This is a genomic window from Gammaproteobacteria bacterium, from assembly GCA_013817245.1.
GTDB lineage: Bacteria > Pseudomonadota > Gammaproteobacteria > HTCC5015 > HTCC5015 > JACDDA01.
Map to the genome: position 1 here is coordinate 31,200 of JACDDA010000004.1, position 25,692 is coordinate 56,891.

Sequence of the window (25,692 nt, forward strand, 5' to 3'; positions counted from 1 at the left end):
TTTTAACAACGCCGCTATTTAGTTACTGATGGCATTGGTATTCAAAGGAATATTGGGTTGCCATTGTTCCCATGCCGAATCTATTTCATCTGCTAATCCGAAACTCGCTTCAGCAACGACAGCATCGCCCATCTCTGGATTATTAGGTGTTGCGAAAGCAATGCCGCCCTCTAATAAAGTATCCATAGATTGTGTTTTTATATCTAAACCGCTAAATAATTTATATCCTACGTTAATGCCGCTAGCATTCCAAAAACGCGTGTTGGTACGAACTAACGGCGCGTATTTATAGGCGATAGATGCATAAATGCGAACTTGGCTACCGTCTTTTTCTAGCTCGAAACCATCTACTTGTCCTACTGCGACATTGCGATAATAAATTTTCACACCTTGTTTAACCGAGCCCAGTTGTTTTGCAATCAAGATAATTTTTAAGTCTTGTCCGCTGACATTAGATTTTAAATTAGGGGGGCTATCTAATCCTACAAAGCGATTAGCCGTTTTTCCTTTGCCAGGCTCTACTGTAATGTATTGTCCTTCAAGTAAAGTATCTAAGTTTCGTGATCCAGTTAAACCTAGCTGTGGTTTAATAATCCAAAATTTAGAATCTAAGCGGGCAATATGATTGGCGTGCTCAAATAAGTTTACAGTGGCTACCACTCCCTTCAGGTTTTTTTTCAATTCTATCGTTTCTACTTCGCCGACTTGTAAGCCGTTATATTTTATGGGCGTGCCTGCCGATAAACCATCGGCAGATTTAAATTCTATGCTGATTAAGTGTTTTTTTGAAAACGCTTCATCGTTATCAGGAAATAAAACAAATTTATGATTATTGTCTTTTAAAGGTGCTAATCCTTCGCTACTCGATGGATTGCCAAATGCAATCCCGCCAATTAATAAAGTATTTAATGAGTCCATTTTTATTTCAACATTTTTTAATGAACCTTGAACTGTTATGCCGCTGACATCCCAGAATCGCGTTCTAGCGTTAATTAAATGTCGATAGCTTTCTTCTATATACACATCGTAATAAACGGTTTTTCCGTCTTGTGATAATGATACCTTTTCTATTTCTCCGACTTTTACTTTTTGATAATTAACGGACGCCCCGCTTGTAATGGAAGCAGGGCGGGTTGAAGTAACCACTAAATGTAAGCCGCCTAAATAAGTAGGTTTAGACGGTGGTTTTATTAATGCGGTATATTCACGGGTGGTCGGTTTCAGTTTTAATATATCTTTTTCTGGCATATTTCCGAGTTTTTCACCAATTTGGAAAGTGATGTAACTGCCCGAAACCAAGGTGTCCAATCCAGAAATGCGCGATAAAGAAATTTGCGGTTCAACAACCCAAAAAACCGTATCTTCTTGCAATACGGCAGCAGCGCGTTTGTCTATTTCAATAACAGCATTTACGCCTCGCAAATTGTCCGCAAGTTGTACTTCTTTTACTAAACCAAAACGCACGCCTTCAAATTTTACTTCTGTTTGATTAGCAACAATGCCTCTGCCATTAGGTAAATGAATAAGGATTTCGGTGCCGGCATCAACATAACTTTTATAGATTAACCATCCACCAATCATTAACGTAATAGCGGGCAATAACCAGATTAACCAAGGAGTGTGTTTTTCTTTAATAATAACGTCGGCGGTGTCCGGCGTAATTTCATTATTGTGTTGCACGTGATTATTCATTTTTATTCTCCACTAAATCCCAGATTAAACGCTGATCAAAACTATGTGCTGCTAATACGGTTATTACGACTACGCTAGCAAATGCGGTTGCGCCTGCGCCAGCATGAATCGTAGCAAGGGCGCCGAGGTTAACTAACGTGATTAAAATAGAAATTATAAAAAGATCGAGCATAGACCAACGACCAATAATATGAATAAAGCGGTACATCACTATCGCTTGACGATGATTGATTTTGCGTTTTCGCTGAATCGCTACTAACAACATGACTAAACCTATTAATTTTATAGCAGGCACTAAAACGCTAGCGATAAATACAACCGCCGCAATTGGATAAAGACCTGCTTGTGCAAGACGAATGATGCCAGATACGATAGTGTCGGGTTGGCCCTGACCTAAATGTATAACCGTCATAACGGGATAGAGGTTGGCGGGTACTAATAAAATCGCAGCGCTTAATAATAACGCCCACGTCTTGGCAATGCTATGCGGGATTCTAGTGTGTAGTACCGATGTGCAGCGGGGACAATACGCGTGTTCATCATCACGCAGTCGCGGCAATAATGAAATTTTGTTGCAGCCATCGCAACGCGCTAATCCGGAAAGTTTTGCTGTGGCGCCTATGAATGTTGTCATGATTATATTTTTATTAATGTTGTTTGACAGGGTGATTTGAATCTAAATAATTAAAACCGCTTTCGGTGTTAAATGAAGATTGGGCTAACAAGGTCGACAATACCATACCTATAAAACAATAAAGTCCCGTGCCAATTACAATGTTGCCCATGGTAAGCATTTTAATATACGCCACGACAATGCCGAGCAGGTATACTTCTAGCATGCCCCAGTCTTTGATGGTTTGTTGCCACAATAAAAGTTGTTTTAAATGAGTTTTTGAAATTAACGTATTTTCTTGTCTCACTATCGGAACTTTATTTCTTTTAAAGCCAAACTTTAAAGAAAAACTAATCAACAATAATAAAGTAAGATCCAGCAAAGGCACGACTATGCTGCACATTAATACTAAAAAACCCATCCACCAGTAACCGGTTTCGAATAAATGTTCTACGCCATTCCACATGGTATTGGTGCTGTTAAAACTCAACATGCCAAAGCTCAAGATAGGCAAGATATTAGCGGGAATATAAAATAATAATCCCGCTAAACTAAAAGCCAGTGTTTTATCAATATAATGTTTTTTTTCTTGATAAACGACCGCACCACAACGTGTACAGATTGCGACTTGATTATTTTGTAATGCATGTTTAGGTAATACCAGGTCGCAATCGGGGCACACCGTTATGTTTAGAGAGGTGCTCATTGCTTGAGCTTTGTATGCATGTGTGGATTAGTCATTTGTATGTTATTTATCTTTAATCGCTTCAACTTGAATGCGCAGATGAATTTTCCCTGCATTGTTTTCTGTATATTGCGTTAAACCAAAATCCGCTCGATTTAAATCACCTTCAGCGTCAGCACCGCAAACTTCGGTTTTGTAGTAGGGATGATCGGTTAAACAATTAAATTGATTTATTTTAAGCTTTAATGGTTTCGTTATGCCCAATAAAGTTAACTGACCATCCACCGCGATTGGCGTAGCGCCATCAAACTTAATAGTGCCTTTATAAGTCATCGTGGGAAATTTTGTGACATTTAACCACTCGGTTTTAAGCGCATATTCATTCATCAGATCCATACCAAAATCGATGCTGGCAATATCAACAATGATTTCGGTGCTACCCGTTTTAGCTGCGCGATCTAAGGTTACTTTGCCGCTGGTTTTATTAAATTTGCCGCGCCAAATGGATAAACCCATGTGCGAGAATTCTAAGCTTGGATAAGTATGACTCGGTTCAATGGTGTAATTAGCCGCCAATGAAGGCATACAAAAACTCAGTAGTAATAAGCAAAATAAAGATTGTTTTTTAAACATGGTTTCTCCTAAATTTTAAATTATTATTGGGTGTTGATTAATATAGCCAAATTATTTAATAACGCTTCAGTACCGCGTTTGCGATTCTGCGCATTATCTAGCGGATCTAAAAACACCGCTTGTTCAGTGTAAGTCAGTTGGGTCTCATTATTCATTGCGCTAAAAATAACCGTGACCAGTGAAACTGAAATCCGTTTGTTGTTCAGGTGCATATCATAACTATAAATAATGCGTTGACTAGGTATGATTTCTTGATAATAACAACTAAACGTAGAGATGACACCATCGCTAAATTCGCCGCTGAGATATTCTCGGCCACCCACGCGGAAATCAAATTCGCGTTTCATCACGGTCCAACTCTCGGGCCCCGCAAACCAGCGTGCTTTTGCTTCTGCGCTGGCCCACGTATTAAAAAGTTCATCAGGCGTGGTGTGATAGTGACGTTCAATAACGAAACTGTCGTGCTGTGTGTTGTGGTGGGTCATAGGCTGGCCTCTTGATAAATATCTATGTTGGGGTTGTAGCCTTTATACCAATTATAAATAGCTTGTTGCATTTGGGTGCGTCATGGCAGGCTTTAATTGAAAACCCCTGTCTATATATAAGGTATAGCGTGACCTAAACCGAGATAAGTATTCAAAATACGCGCGGGGAGGTTGCTGAATGGGGAGCATTAGCAGCAGGTCGCAACTTTCCACCGGAGCGGTAGGGAATGCCGCGACATAAAGGCGCTGAGCATGAGCCAAAAAAAAGCTCATACAGCGGACACTGATGAGCTTTTTTACAAATAAAACAATGGGGCGGTTAGTTGGGTAAAAGAACCCCGGTGAACCAAATAGCCAATAAGACAATTGCGAGCGCTCCAAGCATGGTAAATCTCCATAATTTAAAGTGGTGATGGATAATAAAGCACGAATGTTACAAACAATCTTTGATAGCGGCTGTGCGATAGGCCACCTTAATTTAATTATATTGAGAGGAAAAAATATCACAGCCGAAATGTAGCTTTTACCAATCACCACGTTTAGCAATAATTTTGTCATTTTTTTAATCATGATCTGAATTACCTGCAATTGAGGGATGGCGTTACATTTCTTTATTTTCTTAGTCTGATTATTTGTGACTTGAAAAATAATCCTAAATTTTATAAATAAAGCCCGCCAAATACTTACTGGCGGGCTTCATGGTGTTGCTCATTAATTTATTCTGATCTTAATTAATTACTTCTTTTGGCCAGAGTTTTGCGCTGCGGTATTAGCAATAATGACTTCAACGCGGCGATTTTGTTGGCGTCCCGTATCAGAATCATTGCCAGCAATCGGAGTGCTTTCACCTTTACCAGTAGCGGTTAAGCGCGCTGCATCTACACCGTGTGTAACTAAATAAGACTTTACTGCATCCGCACGACGTTGTGATAAAGCAAGATTAGTTGCATCGCTGCCTAAATCATCAGTATGACCTTCGATAGTCACATTGCGATCTGGATATTGAGCCAAAAAAGCAGCTAACTTATCTAAATTTTTAGTAGCGCCACCTTTCAGATCTGACTTACCCGTTGCAAATAACACATCGCCTAAGGTCACAACAAAACCGCGATCCGTGGTTTTAGCATTAAGCTCAGCGAGTTGCTGTTGCAAACCCGCATTTGCTTCTTGCATAGCCACATTTGCTTCTTGCATAGCAGCGGCGTTCATCATGGCGATTTCGGCATCAGTACGAGCCATATTGGCATCCGTACGCGCCATATTTGCATCTTCGTTCGCCATCTTTGCTTCGCCACGTGCTTTTTTAGCATCACCGCGCGCTTGATCCGCTTCTTTAGTACGGGCTTCTAAGCGAATTTTCTGAGTTTGATCGCTCAAACCTTTGCGTTGATCTTCTAACAAACGTGTTTGCGCTTGATCGCGTGCAATATCAACTTTGCGATCTGCCATCATGACCAAATGCTTAGATTTATCTTTATCACTTTCTGGTTTTTCCGCGAGCTTGACAGCTTCTTCAGCTTCTTTAATAGCCACGGGCGCACGAGTTGCTAATTGCGGATCTGCTTGTAATACCGTCAATTTATTGCGTACGTTTTCAGAACCTTCAGGCTTTTTAGTTTTAAAGCTACAACCTGCTAATGCTAAAGATAATAAAGCAGGGGCGATTAAATACTTAAGATTGTGTGAGTAGTTCATTGTTTTGCTCCTGAACGTTGCATTTCTTGTTTCAATGTTTCATTGCTTTTTTGCATATCGTCATTGACAGCTTTAGCTTTGGCAGCGCTAGCTTTAGCGGTCGCTAATTCAGCGTTAACGCGCGCTTGCTCGGCTAAACGTTTGGCTAATTCCATATCTTCTTTTTCTACGGCGCTATTAGCAGCCGCAAGCTCTTTACGCGCTTCGCTAAGTTCAGGCGAGGCATAATCTGACACCCGTGCTTGTTCCGCATTAGCGATAGCCATTTCAGCCGCTTTTAGTTCTGCAGTAGGAGCAGGTAAAGAAGCACATGCAGTTATGATGAATAGTCCAGTAGTTAATAGCATTAACGGTAAAGATAAACCCCGGCTGGTTTTTACTTTTACCAGATTGTAAGTAGAGTGAGTCATAGTATTTTCCTTGTTTATTGGCAGTACCGGTTGTCCGGTAGTGATGTAAGTATGAACGCACGGGCGGGCAATTCAGTGCGTTGCCGTACATACATCCTCAAAACTGACAGTTAAGGCCAAGGCGTATTTTCCTAACCCATAATTTTGAAATGTTGTTAATAATTGCTCGATACCATGCGCTTACATTAGGTGATGACTCATTTTATAAACAACCTTCTTTGTGTATTAAAGCGTACAGACCTCGATAGGAGAACTAGTTAGGTTAACGATGGAGATATGACATTTTTGAATGCTCGTATCGTGTTGAATAGGGAGTGTAACGTGTTAACTACTGTTCCTGTTAATCGACTAATTGAAGCCTTGCCGCATAAAGAGCGTAATAAACTACTGCAGGAGTGTGAGCCTGTTGAGTTAGAGTTTGGTATGGTTTTATGCGAAGAAGATCGGCTTATACAATATGTTTATTTTCCTACCACTAGTATTATTTCTTTGGTAACAACGCTAAGTGACCATCCTCCTTTACAAATGGGAATGATTGGTAATGAAGGAATGCTTGGGGGCACCCTCGCATTGGGCATTAACGTAGCATCGATGCGTGCGCTAGTCCAAGGAAACGGTACGGCCTTGCGTATGAACGCGGAACAGCTGCGTCATGAATTACGTGAAAATGCAGCCTTACTACAGATTTTAAATCGTTATATATATGTGTTGATGGCGCAACTATCAAAAACAGTAGCGTGCACCCATTTTCATGAAATTGAACCGCGCTTAGCGCATTTGTTATTAATGACCCATGATCGCGCACCTGCCGATCACTTTCATTTAACCCATGAATTCCTAGCAAATATGCTAGGCGTTCGTCGCAGCGGCATTACTGTGGCGGCAGGTATTTTACAAAAACATAAATTAATAAATTATAAACGTGGCGAAATCAGGATACTAAATCGTAAAGGATTAGAAGCGGTAGCGTGTGAATGTTATAAAGATGCAATTGAAGATTACGAGCAAATATTGGGTGAGAATGTTAAATTTTAAGATAACTATTAATTACTTAGATTAATAATGTGCACTTATATAAATTTGGCGGCTGGCTACCATAATGGTAAAACAACCGCCAAATAGTCACATTAGCTATAAATTAAAAACTAACTACTAAGCCAATGCTAGCAACGTCAAGATCAGTCGAGTTATCTACGTTACCCACATCGTCTTGACTTAACTCAAATTTATAACGTTCAAGTTCTACACGCAGTGCAAAATGTTCGTCAAAATTAAAGTTGGCACCTACACCATAAAAAACCTCATCGCCATCAAACTCAGTGTTAACAACGTTAAGTATTTCTACATCGTTTTTCCACCACAATTTTCCGCCTTTAATAAACGGTTCGATCACGTCTGAGATAGGAAACATACCTACTAAAGCCAAGGTGTTACCTTCAAATTCTGAAGAATAACCAGGGCCTTCCGCTGAGCCGTAATTATTGATAGCCGCTTCAAGCGCGATATGACGATTAAATTTTGCGCCAATGAGAACTTTATAAGCAGAATCTTTATCGTCATCAAACTCTTCATTGTCGACACGAGTTAAACCGTAAGCGGCACCGGCATAAATACCTGGCTTAGAAAATTCTGACTCAGCAGCAACGTTGCCACTAGTAAGAAGTAGGCCAGAAGTAATAGCTAAAGCTACTACGCTGTTTCTTGCTTGCTTCGTTTTAAAATTTTTCATGATAATTTCCTGAGTTAATTAACAAGGGAATTGATATAAATCAACTCTTGGAACAATTGTCGCGGAGGCTTGATAAATGGTCTGTGCGGTGTCGCTCATAGGAATTTTTAGAATTTTTTTCTAAAATTTTTAATATAATATTAGTATGTAGACATTGATTATTAAGGTATATATGCAAATAAATAAAGAACTGCACGCAAATATAAAATTTATTCAATTTAATATTTATTAAGTGTGATAACGAACCGATCCAAAATAGACATCTTCATAATATATTTGCAAGTAAGCATGAAAAACAAGACATAAAGATAATTTATGTTTTTAAATCAACTCATGTTTTTTTACAACACTCTAAAAAGGTATTATTTTATGGAAAACAAAATCGGTAGTTCTGATCATGATTCATCAATGAAGAAAGACGGCAACGGTCAAAGCCGAGCAAATAGCCATGAATTTTCTGCTAATGCTCAAGGTAGCAGTGCAGGTTATTCTGCTAGTGCGCAAACTGGCCAAGCCGGTAAATCTGGTAAAGCTGGTCAATATGCAGGCAGCCAAGCTAATAAAGCGCAATCAGGCATAAGCGGTGAATTCCACAGCTTTATTTCTGACATTGAAGAGTTCATTACATCTAATACCTCTTTAACTGGCGAAGATTGGGCGCAAGCAAAAGCAAAGCTTAATGCGCGCATTGCTTCTGCTAAAGAATCTGTACAAGAAATGAGTGGTGCGGTTGTAGAACGTGCTCGTACTACGGCACGTGCTACCGATGGATATGTACGTGAAAATCCATGGAAAGCAATTGGTGTAATGGCTGCTTTAGGTTGCTTAGTAGGTGTAATAGCGGCTCGCCGTCGTTAATAGGCAAGCAAGGCGAGTTTTACTTGTTAGGTTGTGCGTCATGCTCTTGCTAGAAGTAGCGGCCCTGGGAGGCTTGTATAAATGCTTCTTCTAGATATCGCTCGTAAATGCCCTGGACAGTATTTACGAAAATGGAGGCGATATAGCATGACGCCCCTACCAAGTAATACCATGTAATAATAGAAAAGCAGTGACAACAATAGGTTGCTCACAAACGTCGGACAACTTAATTACATTTAGGCGACGTCTTTGTCGAACAGCCTTTTGTCTTCACTGCTTTTTGTGTAATCCAAATAAAAAAGCCAGAACTAAAATTCTGGCTTTTTGTTTTCATAAGCATTTCGTATTTTTACAAAATATTGGCGCTAGTTGGCTCAGCTGATCCCGTTGATTGGGAAAAGTCGGCTAATAACCCCGCTAATTCATCTGCATGATCTTCTTCTACCGCTAAAATTGATTTTAATAAATGAGTAGTTGTAGAATCTTTATCACCTAGATATTGTATAAATTCACGATAGCTATCAATGGCAATGCGTTCAGCGATTAAATCTTCTTTAATCATCTCAGCTAAAGATTCTCCCGTAATATATTCAGCATGACTGCGTTGAGTGAGCGTGTCTGGCGAAAAATCGGGTTCGCCTCCTAACTGAACGATACGACTAGCGAGTTGATCGGCATGAAGTTGTTCTTCTATTGAATGCGCCATAAATTCATCGGCAATACTTTTGGCATTAATGCCGTTCGCCATAAAATGATGACGTCTATAACGCAACACGCAGACGAGCTCAGTCGCTAACGCTTCATTAAGCAATTTCAACACTTCGGTTCGATCTGCAGAATAACTCGAAGTAACGGCGCCTTGTTCAATATTTTGGCGTGCTTGTAGACGTAAGGTTTTTACATCAGTTAAGGCGTTTTCAGTAAGCATAAAAGCTCCGGTAATGATGATGCGGGGATTCTAAAATTTCTTAATTAATACGAAAAAAATAAAGTGCTTCCGTATCGATTGGGAAGCACTTTATGCGGTCAAAAGATTATTTTGCTTTTATGACCATATCGCTTTTAACGTTTTTAACGTGCTTTACATTTTTTGCAACTTGAATAGCTTTATCGATTTGCCATTGTGAATTAACAAAACCAGCTAACTGCACATTACCTTCAAAAACGGTGACATTAATATCAAATGAATTAACGTCTTTTTCAGCTAACAAAGCTGCTTTAACTTGTGCTGTGATCGTAGAATCGGTAACTACTTCACGCCCCGTTCTTTCATGACCGTCATGATGTGCGCAGGCTACAAAAAATAAACTGCTAGTGCCAATAACAGCGGAGACTAATAAGGTTTTAAAATTCATAAGAAGATCCTTTATGATTGAGAGAGATACGAGGTTTTCGTAGTGCAATGTGCTATGAGCGCCATTTAAAGTCAGTGCGCAAGCGCACATACGACCCACGCGATTTTATTTAAGATAATTTATACATTAAGGAATGAGCTGATATTGCTAGCTCAATTGCGATCAATAATTGGAGTTAGCTATGTTTAAGTATGTTGTCGTATATAGCGTTATTTTAATTGTAATGTTTTTGCTGGATTTTATATGGTTGGGTTATATCGCCAAATCTTTTTATCAAAATAGCATGGGTCACTTAATGGCCGCGCGGCCTAATTTTTTTGTAGCGTTTCTGTTTTACGCGATTTTTTCCGTCGGTTTGTTGATCTTCGCCGTAGCGCCTCATGGCGCTATTAATTCATGGTCAACGACGTTTGTTACCGCCGCGCTTTTCGGATTTTTTGCTTACGCTACTTATGATTTGACTAATCTGGCCACCTTAAAAAATTGGCCCATTAGCCTGACAGTAGTAGATATCGCTTGGGGAACTTTTGTTAGCGGAATCTCAGCCGTCGCGGGCAGATCTGCGTGGGAATGGTTTGCTACAGCCATTAGATAATTTTTCTTAAATTTAAGTACGTAAAACTAACTAAGGAAATTATTTGTGAGTACATATGATATTGCGGTAATAGTGGGCAGCTTACGTAAACAATCTTATAATCAAAAATTAGCGCAAGCCTTGATAAAATTAGCGCCTCCTGAGTTTTCATTTAATTTTATTTCAATAGCAGATTTGCCTCTTTATAATCAAGACGATGATGAAAATCCTGCTGCTACAGTACAACGTTTAAAAAAAGAAATATTAGCCGCGGACGGCTTATTATTTGTAACGCCCGAATATAACCGTTCGATCCCCGGCGTATTAAAAAACGCGATGGATCATGGCTCGCGTCCGTATGGAAAAAGTGTATGGACGGGTAAACCGGCGGGTATCGTCGGCGCTTCTATAGGTGCTATGGGCACTGCCTTGGCGCAACAACATTTACGTAATGTTTTATCGTATTTAGATATGCCTACTTTAGGTTTACCAGAAGTTTACGTGCATATTCAAAAAGATTTTTTTGATGCGCAGGGTGAGCTTGCCGAAAAAAATCAGAAATTTTTACAAGACTGGATGAATCCATACGTAGCATGGATAAAACAACATGCTTCTACAGCGCGGACGGATGCTAAATAATCTATTATCAGTCATGCCCGCATTTTATTTATTGTTATATTTTTGGAGACTATGCTATGAGCAATAAAAATCCTCCGGTGTTAGATCCTGTGCAAACCCGGGAAAAAGCCTTATCTCGCTGGGATGATGAAGGCGGTTCCGTAGCCGTGCAACCAGATCGCACACCCAATGAAATACAGGGTGAAACGCCCAATGAAATACAGGGTGAAACGCCTAGCGGTATATATAGTGAAGTGCCTGCCTTAACTCATGCGGAATTAGTCCAATTGCGTGTACGGGTGATTGCCTTGGAAAATTTGCTAATCAGTCTATTAAGCGACGCCTCTATCGAGCAATTGCAGCAAGTGAGAGAGATGGCCAGTTATATCTCGCCGCGCGTGGGCGCGACGCATCATCCACTTACAGTACGAGCGGCCGCACAGATGAATCATTTGGTCGAACGCGCAAGTCACTTTCGTGATCTAGCATAACTCGGACAGGGAAACTCTATATTATGCGCTGTGTGCTGTACCGCACATACTGCGTGTGCGCAATCGCACATGATTTTAGCGTCTTGCGATCCGCCTAAAATAACGCAATAAAATCGAGTGTGATATCCAATCTCTTTTTTGTTGATAGCTGATAACACGCCATTCATATTATTTGGTTTTATCCCAATAGGAAGCAGGGCTGTTTATGATTGATGAAAAGGCCCAGACTTTAGATATAAATACCTCCCCGTTAAGTTCGCAAGCCATGTCTCTGGTTGCCGATGATGCAAAAAAATTATTAAAAACAGGCGTATTGCAAACCCAACTGCTTACCAATCCTCATTTCGCGCTGATCGCTACCGACCAACAAGGAGTCGTGCAGGTTTTTAATGCAGGCGCCGAGTGCATGTTAGGTTATCAAGCCACAGAAGTGCTGAATGCTATTACGCCCGCTGCTTTGGCTGATCCTGTGGAATTAATTAATCGTGCTCAAGCACTCAGTTTAGAATTTGGCACTTCTATTGCACCGGGGTTTGAAGCTTTAATATTTAAAGCTGCGCGCGACCTTGAAGATAAGTATGAACTGAGTTTTGTGGACAAAGAAGGTCGCCGTCTTCCAGCTATGTGGTCGGTGACGGCATTACGCGATCAACATAATGAAGTGATCGGTTATTTATTAATGGGCATAGATAACTCTTCGCGTAAACGTGTAGAGGAAGACAGCAAACGATTTTTTTCCGTGTCACAAGACCTCTTATGTATTGCGAGTTTTGATGGTTATTTTAAATCTTTAAATAGCGCTTGGGAAAAAACGCTAGGTTTTAGCTGTGAGGAAATTATGGCTAAACCAATAATTGAATCTATATATCCGGAGGACAGAGAAGATACTCTAAACCATATTCAAAAATTGATTGCGGTTCCTGTTACTGATAAACAGCTCTATGAAAATCGTTATCTTTGTAAAGACGGATCTTATCGCTGGTTGTTATGGAGCACCACAGTAGTAGTTGAAGATCAATTATTGTACGCCTCAGCACGCGATGTCACTGAATATAAAGAAGCGCGTGAAGCCTTGCTGAAAAATAATATTGAATTACAACAAGCCTGGACAGAAGCTGAAAAAGCGAATCGAGCAAAGTCGGAATTTTTATCTAGCATGAGCCATGAATTACGCACGCCGCTGAGCGCGATTCTAGGCTTTGCGCAATTAATAGATTCAGCAACGCCGCCACCTACACCCGCACAGAAAAGCAGCGTTGATCAAATCTTACAAGCCGGTTGGTATTTGCTGGATTTAATTAATGAAATTTTAGATCTAGCCTTGATTGAGTCTGGAAAATTATCTTTATTGCTAGAGCCCATCTTGCTAGAGGAAGTAATGTGCGAATGTGAAATGATGATAGAACCACAAGCAGAGCGCCGTGGCATTACATTATCTTTTGAGCAAAGAGCGACTGAACACGTCCTACATGCCGATCGTACGCGTACCAAACAAGTGATCATCAACTTATTATCCAACGCAATTAAATATAATATTGCTGGCGGTACGGTTAATGTCCATTACGCCACAAGCAAACTTGGTTTCATTCGTATTTGTATTTCTGATAGTGGCGAAGGTTTGCCGCCCGAAAAAATGGCTCAACTATTTCAACCGTTTAATCGTTTGGGCCAAGAATTGGGTTGCGAAGAAGGCACTGGTATCGGTTTAGTCTTGAGCAAGCGTTTGATTGAATTAATGGGCGGCACTATTGGCGTAGAAAGTACCGTAGGCAAGGGTAGTACCTTCTGGGTAGAATTTAAATTAAGCGCGCAATCTTTATCAAATGCTATATCTACCGAGAATCTTATGGATAATGCCGAATCTGTCAAAGTCGAAAAAAAATCCCCTACCATCTTATACGTAGAAGATAACGCAGCAAATTTAATGTTGGTAGAAAACCTGATTGCCCGTCGTGCCGATTTAAATCTCATCAGTACGCTTGATGGCCATGCAGGCATTGCGCTTGCGCGTAATGCTCAGCCTGATATGATTTTAATGGATATCAATTTGCCGGGTATTAATGGCGTTAATGCGCTACAGATTCTAAGGAATGATCCTCTTACGGCTCATATTCCAGTAGTAGCACTCAGTGCCAATGCTATGTCCGGTGATATTGAAAAAGGCTTGCAAGCAGGTTTTTTTCGTTATCTAACCAAGCCTATTGTATTGGATCAGTTTATGGAAATCGTAGACCTTACCTTGAAACATGCGCGCACAAAATTAGCCAATAAAGATTCGACTTCAACCGATCAAAAAGTATAAAAAATTTATAATGAAACGATTATTTATTTTAAATATAAAGCCTCTGTCTTTATATCGTGACGTAAAGGACGGCAGTATATGAAGAAGGCGCCATCCGGATCCGGGTATAGAGTGGTTGGATTTATCAGCGTAGCCGCATTGATAGTTTCTTTAGGTGCGTTTTGGACGTTTAGGCAAATTCAACACGCAGCAGATGCACGTCAGCAAACCTATATAGTGCTTACTACTGCCAATAAACTATTATTAGAAGTACAAATATCTGAACCTGAGCGCGCTTATGTCCTGTTACAAGATCCTCATTTTCTGTCTAACTATATCGCAGCGCGCGAAAATATTCGCCGACTTTTAAAAAGCTTGCGAGTCGTTACCAAAAATAATAACGATCCCGCGAATTTGAATGCAGTGACGGCCTTGATCGAAATAAAAAAAGCCAAAATGAAGCAGATCATAGATTTTTTACAAAACAATCAAACGCTGCCAGCCATTCTAGAAATAGAGAGCGAGCAGAATCAACAGTTGATGAGTCGCATTCACTTTGAAATGCAAGCTTTTATGCAGTATCAAGAAGAATTAGTGATACGCCGAGATGCCAAATTCCAAGCTGAAATGCGTTTGTTGTTTATATTTATTGTGGTCGGCAGTGTATTTGCATTCGTTATCGCTGTTGTATTCGTGTATTTTGTTTATCAGCAATCACAGCATCGAATAAAAAATTTAGTGTTCTTGAAAACACAAGAATTATTAGCATCGCAAGAACGCAGCAATCAGCAATTACAAAAAATGATTGCTGTCGCGGAAAAAGCGAATTTGGCGAAATCAGAATTCTTATCCAGCATGAGCCACGAATTACGCACACCCTTAAGTGCCATTTTGGGATTTGCTCAATTGATAGATTCCGGTACACCTGAGCCTTCAGCTGCACAAAAACGCAGCCTCGATCAGATCTTGCAATCCGGGTGGTATTTATTAGATTTAATTAATGAAATTTTAGATTTGGCATTAATTGAATCAGGACGTTTGTCAGTGTCATGTGAACCCATGGCTTTAAATGACGTGTTGCAAGAATGCCGCATGATGGTAGAGCCAAAGGCTCTTGAGCGTGACATCATTCTAAGTTTCCCTCCCGCGTATGTTTCATACACAGTACACGCGGATCGCACGCGCTTAAAACAAGTCATTATTAATTTATTAACTAATGCCATTAAATACAATGTCATCGGCGGCAAGGTAATCGTGGACTGTAAAGAGTGTGCGCCGGGATATATTCATATTTCAATCAAAGATACCGGCGAAGGTTTATCGCCAGAACAAACGGCGCAACTATTTCAACCTTTTAATCGTTTAGGCCAAGAAATTAAGGCGACCGAAGGCACGGGTATTGGCCTAGTGTTAAGTAAACGCTTAATCGAATTAATGGAAGGTACGATTGGCGCAGACAGCATGGTAGGCGAAGGTAGTGTATTTTGGGTAGAGTTAAAATCAACTGAAGCAGCGCTACCTGTGTTCGCACCTAACGATACCGTTAAAAAAATAGTGACACCAGTGGATGCTAATATGAAAAAACGGACTTTACTGTATGTGGAAGATAATCCTGCAAACCTGATGTTGATAGAGGACCTGGTTGCCCGTCGTTTGGATTTACGTTTAATTAGTGCACGGGATGGTATTCAAGGAATTGAAATGGCACGCACTGAACAACCCGACATTATTTTGATGGATATTAATTTACCGGGTATTACAGGCGTTAAAGCCTTGCAAATTTTGCAAGATGATCCGCTGACGATGCATATTCCCGTCATTGCGGTCAGCGCTAATGCAATGCCGCGAGATATTGAAAAAGGTTTAAAAGCGGGTTTTTTCCGTTATTTAACTAAGCCTATTATGGTTAATTCTTTTATGGACACGATTGATTTAGCATTAAAAGTTGCAGAAACCCGAGCCACCAACAGTCCCGTGGAGAAAGCATGGTAATAACTAATGAAGATATTCTTAACGCCAGTATTTTGATCGTTGATGATCAAAAGCCGAACGTTCAATTATTAGAACAGTTACTGGAAGAAGCAGGTTATGTGCAAGTGAGTTCTACGATGAATCCGCAAGAAGTTTGCGCTTTGCATCGAAAAAATCACTATGACTTAATTTTGCTGGATTTGCAGATGCCCATTATGGATGGTTTTGAAGTCATGGCTGGCTTAGATACCAATGCTGCAGATAGTTATTTGCCGGTGATTGTGTTAACTGCGCAACCAGCCCATAAATTACGCGCTTTGCAGTCGGGCGCTAAAGATTTTATTAGCAAGCCCTTTGATTTGGTCGAAGTTAAAACGCGTATTTATAATATGTTAGAAGTGCGCTTGTTGTATAAAAAATTAGAAAATTATAACCAAGTGTTAGAAGAAACCGTGGCGGAAAGAACCGCAGAATTACGTGAGAGCGAAGCACGTTATCGTAGTCTCACGGAGTTGGCCTCGGATTGGTATTGGGAACAAGATGAAAATGGCAACTTCATAAAAATGTCTGGCCCCGTGCTAGAAATGCTCGGCATTCGCGTTGATCCTTTAATTAACGATACAGATGAAGAACAACAGGCGGGTTGTAATGAAAGCGAGCGTAAAGTGTTACAAGAAAAAATTGCCGCGCGCGAGCCATTTTTAGATTTTTTAGTTAATTACAAAAACCCGAATGGCATGGCGCAACAGTTTCGCGTCAGCGGTGAACCCATGTTTAATCGGTTTTCACGCTTTATTGGTTATCGCGGGATCGGCGTGGAGATTACGAGTAAACATAACCTAAAAAATAATAAGGGTTAATGATGGCTATCATACGTAGTTCACAACCCAGTCCACAGCAGAATAGTTTGCTTGCAGCTTTAACAGCTGAAGATTTAAAAAGATTAACGCCGCATTTGGAATGGGTAGCGATGCCCTTGGGTCAGATTCTGTATGACCCGGGCGAAAAATTACAACACGCTTATTTTCCAACTACGGCTATTGTGTCCTTACATTATATTACTGAGTCGGGCGCTTCTGCCGAAAGCGCAGGCGTAGGTAATGAAGGGGTAGTGGGCGTTACTATATTTATGGGTGGTGATACGATGCCAAGTTCTGCGGTGGTAGTGAGCGCGGGACATGCGTATCGATTAGATCGACACATCTTCAAACAAGAATTTGAACGCCATGAAATATTGCACCGCATGTTATTGCGTTATACGCAGGCGTTAATGACACAAATGATGCAAACAGCGGTGTGTAATCGTCATCATGCTATTGAACAACAACTCTGCCGTTGGTTATTACTCACGATTGATCGCTTGCCTTCAACAGAAGTGGTGATGACGCAAGAACTGATCGCGAGCATGTTAGGCGTACGCCGTGAAGGCGTAACAGAAGCCGCGAGAAAATTGCAGCAAGCCGGCTTTATTCAATATCGACGCGGGCATATTTCGTTATTGGATCGAAAGGGTTTGGAAAGTCGTGCTTGTGAATGTTATGACGCGGTGAAAAAAGAAATGCATCGTTTATTAAGTGATGTTGATTAAATCATTAATTTTGTGTGAGATCGTTCTTCAAAATCATAATAAAGTGTCTGCTTAGACTCAATACACAAGTGCAACACTTTCCGTGAAGATGAGGCTTATGAAAAGTTATCATCCTTGCGCTCATCTGGCTACATTTTACTCAATGCAAAAAAGCAGATGTAGCCTGGATGAAGCCGAATTTATTCGGCGCAATCCGGGAACGTTCTTCACAATATCGCGGATTGCTTACGCATCAAATGATGAGGAATTAAAACCCCCTCCCAGATTACGCTGCGCTCATCCGGGCTACATTTGACTCAATACAAAAAAACAGATGTAGCGTGGGTTGAGCAAAGCGCTACCCACAGAAGGCAGTTTCATTTGGCGTTATTAAAAGGGCAGCTGAGCCTTATAACACGACAGGCGTATCAGACAATTCATTGGGATTAGCGTTGAGACCTGCAGTTGTTTTAGCCGCAGGAAAATGGTGAACCAGTTGCGCTGTTATCGCTTCGATCCCAATAATAACACCGCTCTGATAAGCATTTTGTCTAAAATTAACTTCCATCGTCTGACAAATAGTTTCCCAAGCAGCGGCACCCACAGCGCTATGAATACCGCGATCGGCAATGATTTCTACGTCACGATCCGCGAGTAATAAATAAATCAGCACACCATTATTATGTTCAGTATCCCAAATACGTAATTGCGAAAAAACATCAATCGCGCGTTCGCGTGCGGTTTGGCCTTGGAACAGAGGTGCGCCATCCAAGGCATTTTCTACCACGAAACGAATTTCACCCGTGTGCGCGATCTCACTCGCTTTAATCGCGTGTTCAATGGCTAACAAAGTAGCCGCAGGGAAAGCGCGTTTAACGCGCCAATTCATAGCGCATAAATGTGTAAAGATACGTTTAATATTCATCATTACCACCGTCCCGATGCGCCGCCGCCGCCAAAACCGCCGCCGCCTCCACCAAAACCACCACCGCCGCCAAAACCGCCTCGGCCGAATCCACCACGACCTAAACCGCCGGCCATGCCACCGCCCATACCACCACCCAGTAAGGTAAATAACAAGGCAATGACACCGGCGATCACGGCAATGGATATAGCGCCCGCGAAGAACCATGCTACTAACGCAACCGCACCGCCCGTGAGTAGTGAACCAAAAAATCTACCGAGTAATGAACGTAATGCGCCGCCTAATATAAGTGCAATCATAAAAATGATAGGCACATAAGATTGAATCTTAGTTTTGTTATTTGCTCGTGTATTCGCAGCTGGCGGCAAAGGTTCGCCGTCGATAACACGCATCATTTGTTCAACACCAGCGGCAATGCCGCTATAAAAATCCCCTTGCTGAAAATGCGGTGTAATAATGTCACTGATAATGCGTTTACTGGTCGCATCATTTAAAGCGCCTTCTAAACCATAGCCTGCCTCTATACGCAGTGCGCGATCATTTTTTGCAATGATTAGAAGTGCGCCGTCCTCAATTTTTTTACGGCCTAATTTCCATTGATCGACGACTCGCAAACTATATTGTTCAATGGTTTCGGGTGCGGTTGTAGGAATAATTAACACCGCTACTTGACTGCCTTTTTTGTTTTCAAAAGCTTCTAATGTTTGTTCTAACTGATTTTTTTGCTGTGCGTTCAGCGTATTGGTCTGATCAATAACGCGGGCATTGAAAGCAGGAATAGCCTGCAAAGCGTCTTGGGCATTGACTAGCCAAGGCCAGCCTAACATTGCTATAAACAATAATGTTTTGATGGATAGGCTGGCGCGCATTAAAGAGCTCACTGAAAAGGATGTTTAATTGGCTGCGAGATTACTGAATACTAGGCGCCGCAGAATTAAAATCAACAGTAGGGGGTTTGGCAATTTCTTTTTCGTTTTCTACTGTGAAGTTCGGTTTGGCTTTGTAGCCAAAAATCATCGCCGTTAAGTTCGAAGGAAACGAACGTACAGTGACGTTATATTCTTGCACGGCAGTAATGTAACGATTACGCGCTACGGTAATTCGATTTTCAGTGCCTTCGAGTTGCGCTTGTAAATCACGAAAATTAGCATCGGATTTTAATTGTGGGTAGTTTTCCGATACGACCAGCAAACGCGACAAGGCGCTAGACAATTCACCTTGTGCTGCTTGGAATTTAGCAAAGGCTTGTGGATTGTTAACCAGTTCTGGCGTTGCTTGAATGCTGCCTACTTTTGCACGCGCATTGGTTACGCCTAACAGCACATCTTTTTCTTGAGCTGCAAAACCTTTAACGGTATTTACTAAATTGGGAATCAAATCTGCTCGACGTTGATATTGGTTTAACACTTCAGACCAGCTGGCGGTAATTTGTTCATCGCCGCGTTGAAAATTATTGTAGCCACAACCTGATAAGGTCAAGCTTAAAAACAGCATGGTCAGGCAGGCTAAAAGTTTGGACATGTTTTTTCTCCGAATGAATGAGGTGCTAAAGAATCCTAAAAATATCACATTTTGACTACAGAATTTAAGTACATCTGTACGTGAATATAATGTGTGAACATCAAAGCTAGGTTATTTTATGTGCATGACTTTAAGCTGCAAATACTTAACACTCTGTACGTTGGCGCTCATTACAGCCAATAGGCCCAAATCGACGCGAAGTATTCTTTGATCCGACTATGAATGGGTCGGTTTTGCCATTCTTTTAACAGAACCTCTTTGGAATAGCGAAGGTCCTTCATAAACATTTTCTGAGTTTGCGCACCAAAGTCTGCGCCTAAGATAACAGCGGTGAGTTCAAAGTTATGGACGAAACTACGCCAATCTAAATTAGTTGAACCAATAGTAGTCCATACGCCATCAATAAGTACGGTTTTGGAATGCAAGACTACGTCTTGAAGTTCATAAATTTTGACGCCGGCTTGTAAAAGTTTTGTGTAATAACTGCGGCCAGCATGAAAGGCTAACCATGAATCCGTTTTACTGGGCAATATTAATCGTACGTCAACGCCACGGCGTGCAGCAGTTTGTAAGCGCAGCAATAATTGAGGGTCTGGAATAAAATAAGCATTCGCAATATAGATAGTGGTTTTTGCATTATCAATCGCAGATATCAATGTTGCATAAATAAGGCTATAGGGTTCTTCGGGCGAGCTGCCAATAGCACGGACGACTTCATCACCTACATTTTCAAGCGGCGGAAAATAATTTTTTTGCGACAGCGGAGCGCCATGCTGCTTTTTCCAAGCAGTGAGAAAAAGTTTTTGAAATTCTGCAACTACGGGGCCTTGTATTTGTACGTCAGTATCACGCCATGCTGTTTTGTTATTATTATTTTTAGTCCGAGAAGCACGTTTAAAAGAGCTGCCGGAATAGACACTGCTAATATTAATGCCGCCTAAAAAAGCTGTGTGGCCATCAACGATCAATAACTTACGATGATTACGCTGATTCCATTCAAAGTCTTTTCGAAGTTCGGTAGGATTGATCGGATTAAATTCTAATACCTTGATGCCATGATCACTTAAGTCTTTAAAAAAATCATCAGAAGTATAAAGGCTACCCACGTCATCATAAATAAGATTAACTTGTACGCCGGCTTTTTGTTTTTCGATTAAGGCTTGAGCAAACAGTTTTCCTACATCGTCTGCTTCGAAAATGTAAGTTTCCATATTGATATGATCTTTAGCGGCTTTAATGGCGCTAAGCATGGCTTGATAAGTGGCAGGGCCATCTTGCAGTAAAACCACTTTATTGCCCGCAACCAGTGGACTATCAGCCACCGAGTCTTCTAATGCAAGATGATGAGTAAAAATATTGGTATCTTGTTTAGGATTCTTTAAATTTTTTAGAATCTGTTTACTTTCGGTATTGGATAAAACTCCCTGTGAGTTTTCTAATTGAATAGCAAAGCGGGGGGTAGTGGTACTAGTCGTTTTCTCAGCCGCAAAAACCGGCAGAGTTTTGCAGCTCACTAAAGTAATGAAAGCTAAACTTATAACCAATATTGAAGAAAAGACAGTACGCAAAAACAACATTATTGAGTATTTCCAGCAGTTGCAACACGCCAGATTATATTGCCAACATCGTCTGCAACTAATAAGGCGCCTTTTTTATCGATAACCACACCGACAGGGCGGCCGTACGCTTCCCCTTTTTTACTTAAAAAGCCGCTTAATACTTCTATGGGTGTGCCGCTCGGTTGAGCAGGGGCTTGAGCATTATTAAACGGTATAAAAACCACGTTGTATCCACTGTGAGGTTTGCGATTCCATGAACCATGTTGACCAACAAACATGCCATTTGTAAATGGCGCAGGTAAGGTTGCGCCGACAGAGGATGTTAAACCTAATGGTGCCACGTGGGAACCTAAAGCGTAATCAGGTCGAAGCGCTTGCGCCACCAGTGCGGGGCGTTGGGGGCTCACTCGTGTATCAACATGTTGACCATAATAACTATAGGGCCAACCATAAAATCCGCCTTCGCGCACTGAGGTTAAATAATCAGGTACTAAATCATTGCCTAAGCCATCACGTTCATTCACTACTGTCCATAATGTTTTGCTAGAGGGTTCCCACGCTAAACCATTGGGATTACGTAAGCCGCTCGCAAAAATTTGATGTTTGCCAGTTTTAAGATTCACTTGCCAAATTGCTGCGCGCTCCGATTCAGCCGCCATTCCATTTTCGCCGATGTTACTGTTCGAACCAATGGTTACATACAGCGTGGTGCCATCGGCATTAGCAATTATATTTTTAGTCCAATGATGATTGATAGGTTCAGCAGGTAAGTCAATTACTTTAACCCCTGGTGCGGTAATGACAGTATCACCGGATTGATAGGGGAATTTTACAATTGCATCTGTGTTAGCTACATAGAGTGTATTTTCTATTAGCGCCATACCAAAAGGGGAATTTAAATCTTGCAACAATACCGAACGAAAATCCGCAATGCCATCATTGTCGGTATCGCGCAGTAAACTGATACGATTAGCGCTGGGGACGCTAGCGCCTGCTTTTTTCATAGCTAAATTCATAAAAAATTTCTTAACACTGGCTTTTTTAGCCGGTGCATTCGTTTCAGCTACTAAGACATCGCCATTAGGCAATACATATAACCAGCGTGGATGATCGAAATCTCGTGCGAAAGCGTTTACTTGCAAACCAGTCGCCGCTTGTGGAAGTACATCTTTTGGCCAGCCGATCGCATTTGCAATATTTACGGTAGGAATAAGATTGGTTTCGGCAGCCGGTAATACAGGGTGAGGGCCCGTGCTAATTGGCACGGGCTTCTCTATTTCATTACCACAGGCGATTAAAACCCAAATCCATAAAACCAATAAGCTGGGATATAAAATTGTTTTCATCGCGAATGTTTTAGAAACGTCCCGTCATAACTAAAATTAACACAACAATAAGCACCAAACCTAAAACACCGCTGGGAGCATATCCCCAACTTCTGCTATGTGACCAAGTAGGAATAGCGCCAATTAATAACAAAATTAAAACAACTAAAATAATAGTTCCGACAGACATGATGATCTCCTAATATTAATAAATGAATAGAACTTTTTTATTGCACGTGATGGTTTTTATGGCGATGTATTAACGCTAAGTTTGTTAGCGTTTCATGTTCGCCCATACCAATAGGGTTAGCTGCGATAATAGAAGCCGCCATCGTAAACATTTGAATCATTTTACTATGAGCTGCATCCCAATATTCGCCGGTATCCGCTAAGAATTTTAATAAACCTAAATTAGGCGAATCAGGTCCTTGCGGAAACCAGGGTCTAAGAAAAGGCGTCCATAACTCATCGATTTTCGTTCGATCAGTAGTAACCTCTCCATATCCCGATAAAGAAACGAATGTAGAACGTGATATGTCAGCAAAACTTAAATTGATTAAACGTAAATTTTCTAATTTTGCTGACTTGATATCAATAGAAAACCATAAAGCACCGGTTTCATCCATTTGTAAGGGTGACATTGGTCGACTAACCAATGCACCCTTATCATCTAGAGTAGTGAACATGGCGACTGAAATATTTTCAATCAGCTTGCCTAGGTGGATTAGCTCAGCATTATTTTGAGTTTCTATTTTCATCATTCTTCTTCTGGTTTTTATCAAAAAAATTATGCTTTATTGAAGAATGATGAAAGTGTGCCGCGCGATTTTGAGTTTTTATCTGAAGGATATTCTGATAATAACTCAGCTTTGCGTTCTGCCATTTTTCGTCCCAGTTCAACCATATCCAACTTAGTTGCTTTTGCTTTTGGGAACATTTCGTTGTGTTCTTCTTTGACGTGATGTTTTACGTATTCAGACAGTACCTTGATTTTTGCATCGTACATTTCACCATTCGGTTCAACGCCTTCAACTTGGGCAATAAGATCTTTTACGGTGGCATGTTCAACTGTAGCTTCTGGAATAAGCTCTTTATCTTTTAATGCCGCTTTTACGGCAGGATAAAAAATTTCTTCTTCAATTTGTGCATGCACCGTTAATTCCATGCAAATTTGATCTACTAATTTTTTCTTCTTTGTGTCAGAACGAGTGGTTTCGAAGGCGGCAAATAAATCACTTACCTTTTTATGGTCTGCACGCAATAAAGCGATGGCTTCTTGAGCTTTTGGTGCTGCCTTTGAGCCTCTAGGTGCGCTCTTTGATTTGCGGGCAGGTGATTTTTTGCTCATTGCTTTCTTTTTGCTGTTTACTTTCTTTTTGCTAATGGCCATTTATTGTTTCCTCTTTAATATTGATGGTAATAAATTATTAAGTTTTAAATTAAATATTTTTAAAATATTGTTTGTTTTTAAATTTAAAACCATCGTTAAGTTACCATATATTTCTTATAAAACGCTTAACGATGGTTGCTTCATTTAAAAAAGTTCTTTCTGGATTAAGTAAATAAAGCAATTAATATAATAATAGGAATAGGGATCCCCAAAAAAAGCAATAATAATGAACGCATGGTTATATCCTCTCTTTACAGGTTAATTAGAAATTAAAGATCGCGATGACGACCGCCCCAAGTAGCGGCCAAACTGGCACTAAATGCCCCAATTAATAAAGCAACGAAAAACCACAATGCAGCATAAGCAGATGCTTTACGTGCTTTATCAGCTGCTTCTTTTGCACTGGTTAACATTTCTTGAATCCGCGTGTAAGTGGCGCTAACGCGTTGTTCGGCTTGTTCTTGCGATAGGCTAGTGCGCTGCGCAACCAATTGACCTACATAACGAGTATCTGCATTTGATAGTTCACCGCTATTAATGCTGTTGGTGAAAATGCGAGTTACTTCTTTAGAATGATCAACGGGAGTATTAACGGAAGCCTTAGTGTCTTGACGAAATAATGAGTCGACAAAATAACCCATTGAATTATTGTCATTATTGCCTTCCTGCATTTCTGAACCAACTGTGCTCATAACATGAGTAGCTGTTTTGGCAGCACCGCCTACTACAGAAGCGCCAGCTTGTACGCCGCCACTCACGATGGAGCCAATGACGGAGGTCAATAAAGCCGCAGTTGCTAATGTCGCTATAGCCCAGGTTAAAAAGCCATGCGCAGTATCACGAAAAAAGACTTCGTCTACATGAATAGACGTCCAACGGTTTCTTAAACGACCGGCAAGATAACCACCTAAGGCTGAAACAATTAATTGCGTTAAAGTAATCCACAAAATTACGGAAACGCTAAAAGTGGCAGCACTAATGCCTTCATGTTTCCAAGGGGATATGGCAGACAAACCTAAGCCCGTTCCAAGCAGAAATAAAATTAACGTTAAGGCCGCCGCTGTGGCCGCGCCTGCAAAAACAGCACTCCAACAAACGCCGTGTTCTTCATTAATCAGATTTCGGGTGGTATTAGTAGGGGTATTATGTTCGTTAGCAACTATGTTCATAAATGTGCTCTTAATTAAGGTTAATAGGGTCCGCATGGGCGGAGGAATAAAATAAATTTCACATAGGCATACTAAAAATTGTGGGTGTAAAGGTCAGTGCGCTGCCGCACGTAAGCAGGTGTCAGCATTACCAGAAAAACGGGGGG

At 40.8% G+C, this 25,692-nt stretch carries 29 protein-coding genes; 9 read left to right on the plus strand and 20 right to left on the minus strand.

Going from position 1 to position 25,692, the window contains the following annotated elements; all coding sequences use genetic code 11:
* Positions 1–18: 18 nt before the first annotated feature.
* From H0W44_05950 to H0W44_05985, 8 genes are all read right to left on the minus strand, one after another.
* On the minus strand, positions 19–1,692 hold the full coding sequence (locus tag H0W44_05950) for an MCE family protein (GenBank protein ID MBA3581982.1): 1,674 nt from the start codon (positions 1,690–1,692) through the stop codon (positions 19–21).
* On the minus strand, positions 1,685–2,326 hold the full coding sequence (locus H0W44_05955) for a paraquat-inducible protein A (protein ID MBA3581983.1): 642 nt from the start codon (positions 2,324–2,326) through the stop codon (positions 1,685–1,687). The genes H0W44_05950 and H0W44_05955 overlap by 8 nt, the downstream gene beginning before the upstream one ends.
* Before the next feature lie 13 nt (positions 2,327–2,339).
* Positions 2,340–3,011, minus strand: coding sequence for a paraquat-inducible protein A (locus H0W44_05960; protein MBA3581984.1), 672 nt, complete (start codon positions 3,009–3,011; stop codon positions 2,340–2,342).
* Between the two features lie 42 nt (positions 3,012–3,053).
* On the minus strand, positions 3,054–3,623 hold the full coding sequence (locus H0W44_05965) for a polyisoprenoid-binding protein (GenBank protein MBA3581985.1): 570 nt from the start codon (positions 3,621–3,623) through the stop codon (positions 3,054–3,056).
* A 23-nt stretch (positions 3,624–3,646) separates the two neighbouring features.
* Positions 3,647–4,108: an SRPBCC domain-containing protein gene (locus H0W44_05970; GenBank protein ID MBA3581986.1), complete on the minus strand. Its 462-nt coding sequence runs from the start codon at positions 4,106–4,108 to the stop codon at positions 3,647–3,649.
* A 51-nt stretch (positions 4,109–4,159) separates the two neighbouring features.
* Positions 4,160–4,678, minus strand: a complete 519-nt coding sequence (locus H0W44_05975) for a hypothetical protein (GenBank protein ID MBA3581987.1) — start codon at positions 4,676–4,678, stop codon at positions 4,160–4,162.
* A gap of 165 nt (positions 4,679–4,843) precedes the next feature.
* Entirely contained in the window at positions 4,844–5,803 is a 960-nt protein-coding gene (locus tag H0W44_05980; protein ID MBA3581988.1) for an OmpA family protein, read from the minus strand.
* A complete protein-coding gene (locus H0W44_05985; GenBank protein ID MBA3581989.1) occupies positions 5,800–6,150 on the minus strand; it encodes a DUF4398 domain-containing protein in 351 nt (116 codons plus the stop codon). The genes H0W44_05980 and H0W44_05985 overlap by 4 nt, the downstream gene beginning before the upstream one ends.
* Before the next feature lie 339 nt (positions 6,151–6,489).
* Between H0W44_05985 and H0W44_05990 the strand changes: the two genes are divergently transcribed.
* Complete coding sequence (locus H0W44_05990; protein ID MBA3581990.1) at positions 6,490–7,248, plus strand: Crp/Fnr family transcriptional regulator; 759 nt, start codon at positions 6,490–6,492, stop codon at positions 7,246–7,248.
* A gap of 103 nt (positions 7,249–7,351) precedes the next feature.
* Here the strand turns inward: H0W44_05990 and H0W44_05995 are convergent, their stop codons facing one another.
* Positions 7,352–7,942: a porin family protein gene (locus H0W44_05995; protein ID MBA3581991.1), complete on the minus strand. Its 591-nt coding sequence runs from the start codon at positions 7,940–7,942 to the stop codon at positions 7,352–7,354.
* Between the two features lie 369 nt (positions 7,943–8,311).
* Between H0W44_05995 and H0W44_06000 the strand changes: the two genes are divergently transcribed.
* Positions 8,312–8,800, plus strand: coding sequence for a DUF883 domain-containing protein (locus tag H0W44_06000; GenBank protein ID MBA3581992.1), 489 nt, complete (start codon positions 8,312–8,314; stop codon positions 8,798–8,800).
* A gap of 349 nt (positions 8,801–9,149) precedes the next feature.
* On the opposite strand, the gene H0W44_06005 is transcribed toward H0W44_06000, so the two are convergent.
* Together H0W44_06005 and H0W44_06010 are read right to left on the minus strand one after the other, a co-directional pair.
* Positions 9,150–9,728, minus strand: coding sequence for a bacterioferritin (locus tag H0W44_06005; protein MBA3581993.1), 579 nt, complete (start codon positions 9,726–9,728; stop codon positions 9,150–9,152).
* Between the two features lie 106 nt (positions 9,729–9,834).
* The gene (locus tag H0W44_06010) at positions 9,835–10,155 is read right to left on the minus strand and encodes a BON domain-containing protein (protein MBA3581994.1); all 321 of its coding nucleotides are present in this window, start codon (positions 10,153–10,155) and stop codon (positions 9,835–9,837) included.
* A gap of 181 nt (positions 10,156–10,336) precedes the next feature.
* Here H0W44_06010 and H0W44_06015 point away from each other — a divergent pair, with 181 nt between their 5' ends.
* The 7 genes from H0W44_06015 to H0W44_06045 all read left to right on the plus strand — a co-directional run bounded on the left by H0W44_06015 (position 10,337) and on the right by H0W44_06045 (position 17,678).
* On the plus strand, positions 10,337–10,750 hold the full coding sequence (locus H0W44_06015) for a DUF2177 family protein (protein MBA3581995.1): 414 nt from the start codon (positions 10,337–10,339) through the stop codon (positions 10,748–10,750).
* A 45-nt stretch (positions 10,751–10,795) separates the two neighbouring features.
* Positions 10,796–11,368, plus strand: coding sequence for an NAD(P)H-dependent oxidoreductase (locus H0W44_06020; GenBank protein MBA3581996.1), 573 nt, complete (start codon positions 10,796–10,798; stop codon positions 11,366–11,368).
* Positions 11,369–11,424: 56 nt separating this feature from the next.
* Positions 11,425–11,838 carry a hypothetical protein gene (locus H0W44_06025; GenBank protein ID MBA3581997.1) on the plus strand — a complete coding sequence of 138 codons (414 nt, stop codon included), beginning with the start codon at positions 11,425–11,427 and terminating at the stop codon, positions 11,836–11,838.
* Positions 11,839–12,043: 205 nt separating this feature from the next.
* On the plus strand, positions 12,044–14,140 hold the full coding sequence (locus H0W44_06030; GenBank protein ID MBA3581998.1) for a PAS domain S-box protein: 2,097 nt from the start codon (positions 12,044–12,046) through the stop codon (positions 14,138–14,140).
* A gap of 519 nt (positions 14,141–14,659) precedes the next feature.
* A complete protein-coding gene (locus H0W44_06035; GenBank protein ID MBA3581999.1) occupies positions 14,660–16,111 on the plus strand; it encodes a response regulator in 1,452 nt (483 codons plus the stop codon).
* Positions 16,105–16,950: a response regulator gene (locus H0W44_06040; GenBank protein ID MBA3582000.1), complete on the plus strand. Its 846-nt coding sequence runs from the start codon at positions 16,105–16,107 to the stop codon at positions 16,948–16,950. The genes H0W44_06035 and H0W44_06040 overlap by 7 nt, the downstream gene beginning before the upstream one ends.
* A 2-nt stretch (positions 16,951–16,952) precedes the next feature.
* Complete coding sequence (locus H0W44_06045) at positions 16,953–17,678, plus strand: Crp/Fnr family transcriptional regulator (protein ID MBA3582001.1); 726 nt, start codon at positions 16,953–16,955, stop codon at positions 17,676–17,678.
* Positions 17,679–18,066: 388 nt separating this feature from the next.
* Here H0W44_06045 and H0W44_06050 read toward each other — a convergent pair whose 3' ends face one another.
* The 9 genes from H0W44_06050 to H0W44_06090 all read right to left on the minus strand — a co-directional run bounded on the left by H0W44_06050 (position 18,067) and on the right by H0W44_06090 (position 25,495).
* A complete protein-coding gene (locus H0W44_06050; protein MBA3582002.1) occupies positions 18,067–18,582 on the minus strand; it encodes a TPM domain-containing protein in 516 nt (171 codons plus the stop codon).
* A 2-nt stretch (positions 18,583–18,584) separates the two neighbouring features.
* The gene (locus H0W44_06055; protein ID MBA3582003.1) at positions 18,585–19,451 is read right to left on the minus strand and encodes a YgcG family protein; all 867 of its coding nucleotides are present in this window, start codon (positions 19,449–19,451) and stop codon (positions 18,585–18,587) included.
* Between the two features lie 40 nt (positions 19,452–19,491).
* Positions 19,492–20,103: a LemA family protein gene (locus H0W44_06060; GenBank protein MBA3582004.1), complete on the minus strand. Its 612-nt coding sequence runs from the start codon at positions 20,101–20,103 to the stop codon at positions 19,492–19,494.
* A 170-nt stretch (positions 20,104–20,273) separates the two neighbouring features.
* The gene (gene cls / locus H0W44_06065; protein MBA3582005.1) at positions 20,274–21,680 is read right to left on the minus strand and encodes a cardiolipin synthase; all 1,407 of its coding nucleotides are present in this window, start codon (positions 21,678–21,680) and stop codon (positions 20,274–20,276) included.
* On the minus strand, positions 21,680–23,008 hold the full coding sequence (locus tag H0W44_06070) for a sorbosone dehydrogenase family protein (GenBank protein ID MBA3582006.1): 1,329 nt from the start codon (positions 23,006–23,008) through the stop codon (positions 21,680–21,682). Before H0W44_06070 ends, cls begins: the two co-directional genes overlap by 1 nt.
* Positions 23,009–23,018: 10 nt before the next feature.
* Positions 23,019–23,177, minus strand: a complete 159-nt coding sequence (locus H0W44_06075) for a DUF3309 domain-containing protein (protein MBA3582007.1) — start codon at positions 23,175–23,177, stop codon at positions 23,019–23,021.
* A 37-nt stretch (positions 23,178–23,214) separates the two neighbouring features.
* On the minus strand, positions 23,215–23,748 hold the full coding sequence (locus tag H0W44_06080; GenBank protein ID MBA3582008.1) for a pyridoxamine 5'-phosphate oxidase family protein: 534 nt from the start codon (positions 23,746–23,748) through the stop codon (positions 23,215–23,217).
* A 26-nt stretch (positions 23,749–23,774) separates the two neighbouring features.
* A complete protein-coding gene (locus H0W44_06085; GenBank protein MBA3582009.1) occupies positions 23,775–24,335 on the minus strand; it encodes a hemerythrin domain-containing protein in 561 nt (186 codons plus the stop codon).
* A 311-nt stretch (positions 24,336–24,646) separates the two neighbouring features.
* Positions 24,647–25,495 carry a hypothetical protein gene (locus tag H0W44_06090; GenBank protein ID MBA3582010.1) on the minus strand — a complete coding sequence of 283 codons (849 nt, stop codon included), beginning with the start codon at positions 25,493–25,495 and terminating at the stop codon, positions 24,647–24,649.
* Positions 25,496–25,692 lie beyond the last annotated feature (197 nt).